We start from the raw sequence: 10,784 nt of genomic DNA, 5'->3' as shown, positions 1-10,784 counted from the left end.
CCGCCGCGGAGATCCGCCTCCGCGGCGAGCGGGGTCACCGTGCGGTCGGCGGACGAGGAGGCCCCCGCCGGATCCGGGACCACCGGCGAACCCGTCGCCATCGTCGGGATGGCCGGCCGGTTCCCCGGCGCCGACTCCGCCGAGGAACTGTGGGAGCTCCTGCGCGACGGCCGTGACGGTGTCACCGCGGTGCCCGCCGAGCGCTGGGACACCTCCGCTATCCGCCCGGGCACGGTCACCACCGACCAGGGCGGTTTCCTGAGCGACATCGACCGCTTCGACGCGGGCTTCTTCTCCGTCCCGGCGCGCGAGGCCGAGAACCTCGACCCCCAGCAGCGGCTGCTGCTCGAATCCGCCTGGCACGCCATGGAGGACGGGGGCATCGACCCGTCGTCGCTGCGCGACTCCCGCACGGCGGTCTTCGTCGGCATCAGCTACGGCGACTACGCGAGGCTGCTGGCACAGGACGGCCTGGAAGGGGTCGACGCGTACTACAGCACCGGCACCGCGCTCAACGCGGCGGCCGGGCGCATCGCCTACACGCTCGGGCTGAACGGGCCCGCCGTCGCGGTGGACACCGCGTGCTCCTCCTCGCTCGTGGCCCTGCACCTGGCCGTTGGCTCCCTGAGGTCGGGGGAGAGCGACACGGTGCTGGCCGGCGGGGTGAACGTCATGCTCGACCCGGCCTCCTGGGCCGCGGTCAGCCAGGCGCACATGCTGTCGCCCGACGGGCGCTGCCGTACCTTCTCGGCCGACGCGAACGGATTCGTGCGCTCCGAGGGCTGCGGCGTCGTCGTCCTCAAGCGGCTCAGCGACGCCCGACGCGACGGTGACCGGGTGCTCGCCGTCATCCGAGGCAGCGCCGTGAACCAGGACGGTGCCTCGTCCGGGCTGACCGCCCCCAGCGGCCGGGCCCAGGAGGGCATGCTGGAGGCGGCCCTGGCCCAGGCCGGCGTCGACGGCTCCGACGTCTCCTACCTGGAGGCGCACGGCACCGGCACCTCGCTCGGCGACCCGGTCGAACTCGGTGCCGCCTGGCGGGTCCTCGGCCCGGGGAGAAAGCCCGGCCAGCCGCTGCACGTGGGGTCGGTGAAGACCAACATCGGTCACTGCGAGTCGGCGGCGGGCATGGCGGCGCTCTTCAAGACCGTGCTGGCGCTCCAGCACGACGTGATCCCCGCCAACCTGCACTTCCGGGAGCCCAACCCGCACGTGGACTGGCCCGAGATGAACGTGCGCGTGGTGGACACCGCCACCGCCTGGCGGCGCGGCGACCGGCCACGGGTCGCCGGCGTGTCCGGATTCGGTTTCACCGGCACCAACGCCCACCTCGTCATCGCCGACGCCCCGGCCGAGACCCCGGCGACCCCCCAAGTCGCTGCCCCGCCCGCGCCCGCGGCGGAGGCGGACGCGAAGAGCCGGCCGAAGCCGCCCACACGCCTCATCCCGCTGTCCGCCCCCGACCCCGAGGGTCTGGAGCGTCTGACATCGGCCTGGGCCCGGCGGCTGGAGAACGCCACCGAGGAGGATCTGGACTCGCTCGCCGCCACCGCCGGTGCCGGGCGTGCCCACTTCCCGTACCGCCGTGCTCTTCTCGGCGCCACCCCGGAGCAGTTCTCCGCCCAGTTGGCGGCGCCGGCCGCGGCCGGCGCCCGCGCGCCGCGCGTCGCGTTCCTCTTCTCGGGCCAGGGCAGCCAGTACTTCGGTATGGGCCGCGAACTGTACGAGAACGAACCGGTGTTCCGGGAGACGTTCGATGCCTGCGACCGGATCCTGGCGCCGACGCTCGGCGCGTCCCTCGCGGACCTCATGTACTACGGCGACGACCGGACCGCCCTCAACGCGACCCGCGTCACCCAGCCCGCCCTCGTCACCCTGGAAATGGCGCTGGTCAGCCTGTGGGAGTCCTGGGGTGTCCGCCCCGCCGTCGTCATGGGCCACAGCGTCGGCGAGATAGCGGCGGCCATGACCGCCGGGGTGATGGACCTGCCCACCGGACTCGGGCTGATCGCCCACCGTGCCCGGCTCATGCAGGGCACCGAACGCGGCGCCATGCTCGCTGTCGTGGCCACCGAGGAGGACGCCGGCGGCTGGGCGGCAGACACCGGACTGGACGTCGCGGCGGTCAACGGCCCGGAGTCCGTTGTGCTGTCGGGCCCGCCCGACGCGGTCGACGACCTCGCCGCCCGGCTGAAGACGCAGGGGGTGCGCGCCCGCAGGCTCACCGTGTCGCACGCCTTCCACTCGAGCCTGCTGGATCCCGCGCTGGCGGAGTTCGACGCCGTCCTGGCCCCGCTGGAGTTCCGGGAGCCGGCCCTGCCCATCGTCTCCAACGTGACGGGCCGCCCCGCCGCACCCGGCGAGTACGACGCCGGGTACTGGCGCCGGCACGCACGCCTGCCTGTGCGCTTCCACGACGGCGCACGCCAGCTGGACTCCCTCGGGGTCGACATCTGCCTGGAGATCGGCCCGGACCACACGCTGGTCAACCTCGTGAAGGGCGCGGGACTCGCGGGGACCCCCGGGCTCGCGTCGTCACTGCGGAGAGGGACCGGGGACCGCGCCGCTCTGCTCACCGCCGCGCAGCTGATGTATCTGGGCGGCCAGGACTTCGACTGGGAACAGGTGACCCCGCGTCGGTCCGGCCCGCGTGCCGCCGCACCGCGCTATCCCTTCGAGCGGACGCGGTACTGGACCGGGGCGGGGCGGCGCGCCGCCGCCGTGGGATCCCGTCCCCGGCCTACGGCCCAGGGCCCCGCCTGGGGGACCGAGCTCCGCTCGCCCGCCCTGCGCGGCCGGGCCTGGACCACCGAGCGCAGCACCGAGTACCCGGCGCACCTCACCGACCACCGTCTCTACGGCACGGTGTCGGTGCCCGGTGCCTCCCAGACGGCCACCGTGCTCTCCGCTCTCGGCAGCGGCGGCATTCCCGTTCTGCTGGAGGACCTCCACTTCCCGCGCGCCCTGGTGCTGCGGGACGGGGAGCGCTACGAGCTCCAGATCGTGGAGGAAGCGCGGGAGGGGCAGGCCCGCGGCGTCAGCGTCCACAGCCTGCTCGACAGCGAGACGGGGCGCTGGCAGGAGCACCTGGCGGCCAGGATCGCGGACGCGGACACCCGGCCGGACAGCGGTCGGCACGCGGCGACGCCGCCCGACCCGGCGGCGTTCATCAAGAGCGCCGACAGGCACCTCACCGGAGCGGACTTCTACGCACATCTGCGTTCGCTCGGCTACCACCTGGGGCCGTCCTTCCGGTGGATCGGTGACGCGTACATCCGTGGCGACGAGGCACTCATCCGCTTCGTCGAACCCGCTGAGATGAACGAGTCCCCGGAGGGCTACGAGATCCACCCCGGCCTGCTCGACTCGTGCCTGCAGAGCGCCGTGGCGTTCGCGGTCACCGGGGATCCTGTGACGGAGGAGGACGGGCTGGCCATTCCCTTCGCCATCGCCCGGCTCTCCTTCCCCCGCCGCCCGGTCCCCGGCCGGGAACTGTGGGGGCATGTCCGGGCGGTGCGCGAGGACGGACCGGAGCACGGTCTGCTCCAGGTGAACTCCGCCGACCTGCACATGTTCGACGGCAGTGGCGCCACGGTGCTGGCGGTGGACGACTTCCGGTTCCGCCGCGCTCCGCGTGCTCTGCTCCAGCGCTCGCTGAGGGAGGGCGCACTCAACACCTACGACCTCACCTGGACGGCGCAGAAGCCGGCCACCGCTTCCGTGACCGGTTCGGTGAGGAGCCGGCGGATCGCCCTGCTGGGTGCCGGCACCGAGCTCGGCCGGGCGGTGCGCGAGGCCTGCGCGGCGTACGGCCACGAGGTGCATCCCGTACCGGACGGCGAAGTCGCCACGGTGAGCGCCGACCTCGTGGTGGACTCCCGGTTCGCATCGGGCCGCGAGTGCGGCGCGGGACCGGCGGACGCACTCGCCGCGGCGCGGGAGCTGACCGGCACCCTGCACGCGGTGGACCGGAGCATTCCGTACGCCGTGCTGGGCTCCATGGGCCGCGACTTGGCGGAGGGCGGCCCCGGCGCGCCGGTCCGCGAGGCCGTGTGGGGTCTGCTCACCTCCCTGGAGACCGAGCAGACCGACCGGCGGCTGCTCAGGATCGGGCTCGCCGCCGACTGGGACCCCTCGGTCCTGGCGGGAGCGCTGACCCGGTCGCTCGACGAGGGTGTTCCCGAGCCGCGGCTCGCCGTCGGCCCGGACGAGGTGCGGGTCGTCCGGCTCGGCCCGTACGACGGCGACGCCGGGCGCGGCCCGGAGAGGGACGCCTCCGCGAGCGGTGGCGCCGCCCTGATCACCGGGGGTCTCGGGGCGCTCGGCCTGAGCACCGCCGGGTTCCTCGCCCGGAGCGGGTTCACGGCCATCACGCTCATGGCCCGCTCGGCACCGGACGCCACGGCCCGGGCCGTCATCGACGACCTGACCGCCCGCGGCGTCCGGATGAGCGTCGTGCAAGGAGACGTCACCGATTCCGGGGCGTGCCGAGAGGCAGTTAAGCGGGCCGGACAGGAGACGCCGCTCCGTACGGTGCTGCACCTGGCGGGCGTCACCGACGACCAGGCCTTCGACCAGTTGGGCGCCGACTCCTTCGACACCGTCTTCGCCGCCAAGGCGCACGGGGCGGCGAACCTCGCCGAGGCCCTGGCCGGCCATGAGCTGGACGCCTTCGTGCTGTTCTCGTCCGCGTCCGCCGTCCTCGGCTCCGCCGGGCAGGTCAACTACGCCGCGGCCAACGGATATCTGGACGGCCTGGCCATGACACTGCGGGCGGCGGGCATTCCCGCCACGAGCGTCAACTGGGGCCCGTGGGCACCCGAGGCCAGGGGCGGCATGGCCGCCTCCGCCGCCGTCGAACGGGCCATGGAGCGGCGGGGCCTGCGTTCACTCACCGACGAGGAGGCCGAAGAGGTGATCCGGGTGGTCCTGTCGGGCGGCCCCGGGGGCCGGCTGGTCGCGGTGGCCATGGACCGCGAGGGGTACGCACAACAGCTCGCCGACCATCCCCGGGCCGCCCTCGTGCGGTCCCTCGTCACCCGTCAGGTCCGCGACACCGAAGCGGGGCCGGCCCGTGGCTGGCTGACGGAACGGCTCACCGGGCTCGACCGTGACGCCCTCGTGGACGGGCTCCGCCAGGCCGTGCGGACAGCGGCCGGTGACGTGCTGGGGGACGAGACCGCCGTCGTCGACGACCTCGGGTTCACCGAGACGGGGCTGGACTCGATCATGGTGATCGACCTGCGGACGCGGCTGTCCCACGACCTCGGCGCGGACCTGCCCGCCACGGTCGCGCTCGACCACCCCACCGTCGACCAGCTGGTGGCCTACGTCATCGAGCTCCACTTCCCGGGGGAGCCCGCCGGACCCCCCGGGCCGCTTGCCGAGCCGGTGGAACAGACGGAAACGGCCGTACCCCCGGCACCGGCCGCACCGGCCGCGCCCCCGGCACCGGAGGACTCCGGCACGGGCCTGGAGGACCTGTCGTTCGAGGAACTCGTCCAAGCCGTGCAGGCAGATGTGGTGACAGAGAAATGAGGTCGGACGCGATGGAACCCGCGCAGATACGGCAGCTCATGGAGGATCAGCTCAAGCACTCCCGGCGGCTCCAGGCCCGTATCCAGGAGCTCGAGGACGAGCGGCACGCACCGCTGGCCGTGGCGGGCATGGGCTTGCGGCTGCCCGGGGGACTCGACACTCCGGACGCCTACTGGGACTTCCTGCGCGGCGAGGGCACGGCCGACTCGGAGATTCCCGAGGACCGTCCCGGCCTGCGAGCGGTGTACGACCCGGTCCCGGGCAAGCCCGGCCGCTCCTACGTCGACCGGGCCGGCTTCCTCGCCGACATCGCCCATTTCGACGCCGAGTTCTTCGGCATCTCGCAACGCGAGGCCAAGCTGCTCGACCCGCAGCAGCGGATGCTCCTGGAAACCGCGTGGGAGGCCATGGAACGGGCGGGCATCGCCGTCCGCCGCTCCGACCGGCTCGACGTCGGCGTCTATCTGGGCATGATGGCCTCGGAGTACGGGGAGCGCCTGGAGGACCGCTCCGACATGAAGCGCATCGACCCCTACTACACGACCGGTGGGGGGCTCTGCTTCGGAGCCGGCCGCATCAGTCATGTGATGGGTTTCCGCGGGCCGGTGCTGAGTGTGGACACCGCGTGCTCCTCGTCGCTGAGCGCCCTGCACCTCGCCGTGCGGGCCCTGCGCGCCGGCGAGTGCCGCTACGCCCTGGTCTGTGGGTCCAATCTGCTGCTGTCCGCCAGCCTGATGGTCTCGCTCTCCCAGACCCGCGCCGTGTCTCCGGACGGCCGGTCCAAGTCCTTCCTCGCCACGGCCGACGGGTACGGACGGGGCGAGGGAGTCGGTGCCATCGTCCTGATGCGGCTGGAGGACGCCGAGAACGAGGGACGCCCCGTGCTCGCCACCATCCGCGGCTCGGCGGTCAACCACGACGGGGCGGCCTCCGGGCTCACCGCGCCCAACGGCCCGGCACAGCAGGAGGTGTTCCGCGCCGCGCTGGCGGACGCCCGCACCGAACCCGGTGAGCTGGGCTACGTCGAGGCGCACGGCACCGGCACCGCGCTCGGTGACCCCATCGAGGTCGGCGCCCTCGACGAAGTGGTCGGCACGGCCGTACGGGAGCGGGGCGTGCCGCTGCCCATCGGCAGCGTCAAGGCCCGCCTGGGTCACCTGGAAGCGGCTTCCGGCATCGCCGCCGTCATGAAGACGGTGCTCATGCTCCGGCACGGTGAGATACCCGCCGCGCTGCCGGACGACGGGGCGGAACTGAACCCCCACATCCCCTGGGGCCGGCTGGCCCTCACCGTGCCGCGCCGCGCGCAGCCCTGGCCGCTGCCCCGCAAGGTGGCCGGGGTCAACTCGTTCGGTATGAGCGGCACCAACGCCCATGTCCTTCTCGAGGCGTACGAGCCGGCCGGCGGCCCGGCACCCGCCCACACCGGCCGTCCCGAACTGCTGACCCTGTCGGCCAGGGACCCGGTGGCCCTCGCGGAACTCGTGAGCGCCGTGAGCGGGTACCTCAAGAGCACGGACGAGAGCCAACTCCCCGCGCTCTGCCACACGTTGCGTACCGGGCGGGCCGCCTTCGCGTACCGGATCGCCGTCACCGGGACCACGGCCGGTGAACTCACCGAGGGACTCGAGGCGGCCCTGAACCGTGGCCCCGTCACCGCGCACGGTAAGTCGGCGCTCCGTACCGCCGTGATGCGGGTCTCCGGCGACGGGGCACGGCTGGCCGAAGGGTTCGCCGAGCTGGCGGACGCGTTCCCCGCCGCGGCCGCCGGACCGGCCGGGGAGGTGCGGGAGCCGGCCGGCGCGCTGGCCCGGCTCGTCGGCCGGTTCGGGATCCGTGTCCGCCCGGAGCACGACACCCAGGCCGGCGAACCGGCCCGTCTGGAATGGGAGTTCGCGGAGGGCAAGGGCTCGGTGCCTCTCGTCGGGCACGACCGGGGCACCGCGCCAGAGATGCTTCTCGGTGCTCTCGCCGCGCTCTTCCGGGCCGGCGCGGACCTCCGGTTCGGGGAGCTGGGCGCGCCCGGTACCCGGCTGCTCGGGGACCTGCCGACGTACCCGTTCCAGCGCAAGCGCTTCTGGATCGACGAACCGCTCGTCGGCGCGGGCGGCGGCGAGGAGGACTCGGCCGCCGTGGAGCGGAGGCGCCGCGCGCCCGCGCCCGTGGACCGGGAAGCCGTGCGCGCCTACCTCATGGCCGAGCTCACCGAGGCCCTGCACTCCGGCGAGGAGCCCGCAGCGGACGGGTCCTTCCTGGACGCCGGCGGCGACTCCTTCCTGTCGACCCTGTTCATCACCAGGGTCGAGGAGAGCTACCGGCTGGGTCTGACGGCGGAGGAATTGCCGCTGGATCTGCCGCTCGAAGAGCTCTTCGGCAGGCTGGCCGACGACATCGCGGAACAGGCGCGTACCGCCGACGCCGAGGGACGGGAACAGAGCGGATGAGTCACTTCGTACGCCCCCGGGACATCGCGGAACCCGCGCTCCGTCTCGTGGTCTTCCACCACGCGGGCGGATCGGCCGCCTCCTACTTCCCGCTGACCCGGCACGTGCCCGACGACTGGGACGTGCTGCTGCTCGATCTGCCGGGCAGGGGCAAGCGCCACGCCCAGCCCGCCCTGGAGGACATGGACGAGATCGTGGCGGCGGCGACCGAGGACGTCCTGCCCTGGGCCGACGGGACACCGCTGGCACTGTTCGGGCACAGTCTCGGGGCCATCGTCGCCTTCGAGACCGCGCGGGCACTGGAGGCCCGCCGCGCCGGAACCTGCTGGGTCGGTGTCTCGGGCCGGGGGGCACCCGGCCACGAGGTGCTGACGAGGCTTCCCGACCACGACAGTCCGGACGCGGAACTCATGGCCCGGCTGCGGGACATGGGCGGCATGCCGGACCGGCTCGACGCCGTACCGGAGTTCCGTGATCGCTTCCTCCGGGTCGTCCGCAGCGACCTTCGCGCCGTCGCGGGGTACCGCCCTGACGCGCACCGCCCGCCGCTGGCCGCGCCGCTGACCGTCTTCGGTGCCCTGCACGACTCCTGGGCGCCGCTCGCGTTGATGGCCCCCTGGGCCCGGCAGACGCGCGGGCGGTTCACCGAACGCGTCTACTCCGGTGGGCACTTCCACTTCCTCGGCACTTCCTTCGAGGCGTTCACCGCGGACGTGGTCGAGGAGATACGGACCGCGCAGCCGCTCATATCCGCCGTTCCGCCGTCCTACGTCCACCCGTCCGTGTGACAGATCACCAGGAGGCCAGCACCATGCTGCCGGAAGCCGACCAGCCCGACATCCGTCCGCTCATGGCGGGGTTCCCCACCGGCGTCGCGGTGATCACGACGCTTTCGCCCGGCGGGGAGCCGTGGGGGATGACCTGCACTTCGCTGTGCAGCGTCGCGCTCGATCCGCCGACGCTGCTGGTCTGCCTGCGTCAGGGCAGTCCGACGCTGGACGCCGTGCAGGGCAGCCAGGCCTTCGCGGTCAACATCCTGCACAGCCAGGCCCGTTCGACGGCGGAGCTCTTCGCCTCCGGCGTGAAGGACCGCTTCGAGAAGGTCGCGTGGCGGACGGTGGGACCGATCGGGGGCCCGCACCTGTACGAGGCGGCGCACACGATCGCGGACTGCGCGGTCGAGGACGTGCAGCCGGTCGGGGACCACGCCGTGGTCATGGGGCGGGTCGTCGCCATCGCGCAGCTGCAGTTGCAGCTGCCGTTGCTGTACGGCATGCGCCGCTACGGGTCCTGGACGGACGCCGCCGAGGACAGCCACCTGCACTACGACTTCATGTCCTGAGGCGGCGCGGCCGCGGGGCGGAACGGAGCCGGTGGCCCGCTACGCGCTGTTCCGGACGACCCGCCGGCCGCCCCAGGAGCACAGGCCGGCCACGGCGAATACGGCCGTCACCAGGGCCCAGCCGGCGGCGAAGCCGCCGGTCGCGTCGACCAGCAGACCGAAGGTGACCGGCCCCACCACGAACCCCGAGAAGAAGCCCATGGAGACCAGGGCCGAGGCGTGGCCCGTGCTGCCGAAACCCCTGCCCTGCGTCACCGCCACCATGGAGACCGCGTTGGCCGCGGCGGCCGAGCAACCGAGGCCCACCGCTGCGATCCACACGAGCCAGGTCGCTCCGGTGGCCGCGGGGAGCAGAGCCGCGAACACCATCGAGGCGACGGTCAGGATGAGCAGCGACCCCGGGACGTCCAGCCGCTTGCTGAGCCGGGGCCACAGCACTCGGCTGGCGATGCCGGACACACCGATGGCGGCGATGAGTGCCCCGGCGCTCTTTTCCCCCATGGACAGCCGCTGGTGCGCGTAGAGCGGCAGATAGGTGTTGAGGGCGGAGAGTCCGCAGCCGATGCAGAGCGAGACGGCCATCAGCCACCGGGTGGGCGGATTGGGCGCGGCCGGCAGGGTCAGACGGAGTTTCGCCGGGGGTCCGGCGTCCCTGGGCAGCAGCACGGCCGCCAGAGCCGCCGCCAGTGCGACCGGGATCACGAGGGCGAGCGCGGCGCGCCAGGACATCGCCGCGGCCAGTGTGGGCAGGGTCAGTCCGGCGGTGAACGCCGCGAGCGGCACCCCCGACTGCTTGATCCCTACGGCTACCGCCCGTCGCTCGGGCGGTACATGAGTGGCGATCAGCTTGTTCGTCGACGGATTGGCGAGCGACTGGGCGGCACCGCCGAGCACCAGCGCGCCGAGCAGGAACCAGTACGTCCTGGTGGTGGTCAGCAGGGCGAAGTCGGCGGCGACGAGGAACAGCAGCAGGGCGAAAGCGCGCCGGCCGCCCAACAGATCCGCCACCTGCCCCGCGTACAGCGAGAGAACGGTCGCCGTGCCGAAGGTCACCGCGGTCAGCAGTCCCAGTTGCGAGCTCGAAATCCCCAGATCCTGGATGAGGAAAGGCCCCAGGGCGCCTATCGCGTAGAGGACGAACATGGAGAGACCCATGCCGCCCGTGACGAGAACGAGGAGCGAGGCCGGGGTGCGTGCCGTTCGTATCGGCGCTCTTTCGCTCGGATCGGCCGTCACGCGCGCACCCCTTGCTCTCGATGTGAATATATGACAACTCTAGACGAGAACTATAGCAAACAGAGGTGTCGCCGACCCCGGAAATGCCGGAACCGGCGGACGGTGGACCGCACTTCTCCAGAGGTTATGCAGGCCTCCTTCAGCGCGTGCGATGCAGACTGCTGGGCGGAGAAGTCAGCGCGTGCGACGGGGGAAGTGGGCGACTGTGGGAAGTGACAGCGAGA

At 72.9% G+C, this 10,784-nt stretch carries 5 protein-coding genes; 4 read left to right on the top strand and 1 reads right to left on the bottom strand.

From position 1 onward, the window contains the following. The first annotated feature begins 39 nt into the window (after positions 1-39). The 4 genes from ACRDP3_RS03775 to ACRDP3_RS03760 are packed head-to-tail and all read left to right on the top strand — an operon-like array spanning position 40 to position 9,324. Complete coding sequence (locus tag ACRDP3_RS03775) at positions 40-5,538, top strand: type I polyketide synthase (RefSeq protein WP_431515363.1); 5,499 nt, start codon at positions 40-42, stop codon at positions 5,536-5,538. Between the two features lie 11 nt (positions 5,539-5,549). After that, positions 5,550-7,982 carry a beta-ketoacyl synthase N-terminal-like domain-containing protein gene (locus ACRDP3_RS03770; RefSeq protein ID WP_431515362.1) on the top strand — a complete coding sequence of 811 codons (2,433 nt, stop codon included), beginning with the start codon at positions 5,550-5,552 and terminating at the stop codon, positions 7,980-7,982. After that, positions 7,979-8,770 carry a thioesterase II family protein gene (locus ACRDP3_RS03765; RefSeq protein WP_431515361.1) on the top strand — a complete coding sequence of 264 codons (792 nt, stop codon included), beginning with the start codon at positions 7,979-7,981 and terminating at the stop codon, positions 8,768-8,770. The genes ACRDP3_RS03770 and ACRDP3_RS03765 overlap by 4 nt, the downstream gene beginning before the upstream one ends. Before the next feature lie 23 nt (positions 8,771-8,793). After that, positions 8,794-9,324, top strand: a complete 531-nt coding sequence (locus ACRDP3_RS03760) for a flavin reductase family protein (RefSeq protein ID WP_431515360.1) — start codon at positions 8,794-8,796, stop codon at positions 9,322-9,324. 39 nt (positions 9,325-9,363) lie between these two features. Here the strand turns inward: ACRDP3_RS03760 and ACRDP3_RS03755 are convergent, their stop codons facing one another. Next, positions 9,364-10,560, bottom strand: a complete 1,197-nt coding sequence (locus ACRDP3_RS03755; protein ID WP_431515359.1) for an MFS transporter — start codon at positions 10,558-10,560, stop codon at positions 9,364-9,366. Between the last annotated feature and the right edge of the window lie 224 nt (positions 10,561-10,784).

The organism is Streptomyces sp. (assembly GCF_050698815.1).
In the GTDB taxonomy this organism is placed as follows: Bacteria; Actinomycetota; Actinomycetes; order Streptomycetales; family Streptomycetaceae; genus Streptomyces.
This window is presented reverse-complemented; position numbering and strand designations above follow the sequence as displayed.

Bases quoted from the DNA above. Each gene is read 5' to 3' on its own strand.
- ACRDP3_RS03770 (WP_431515362.1), top strand. From the start codon at position 5,550: ATGGAACCCGCGCAGATACGGCAGCTCATGGAGGATCAGCTCAAGCAC.
- ACRDP3_RS03765 (WP_431515361.1), top strand. From the start codon at position 7,979: ATGAGTCACTTCGTACGCCCCCGGGACATCGCGGAACCCGCGCTCCGT.
- ACRDP3_RS03760 (WP_431515360.1), top strand. From the start codon at position 8,794: ATGCTGCCGGAAGCCGACCAGCCCGACATCCGTCCGCTCATGGCGGGG.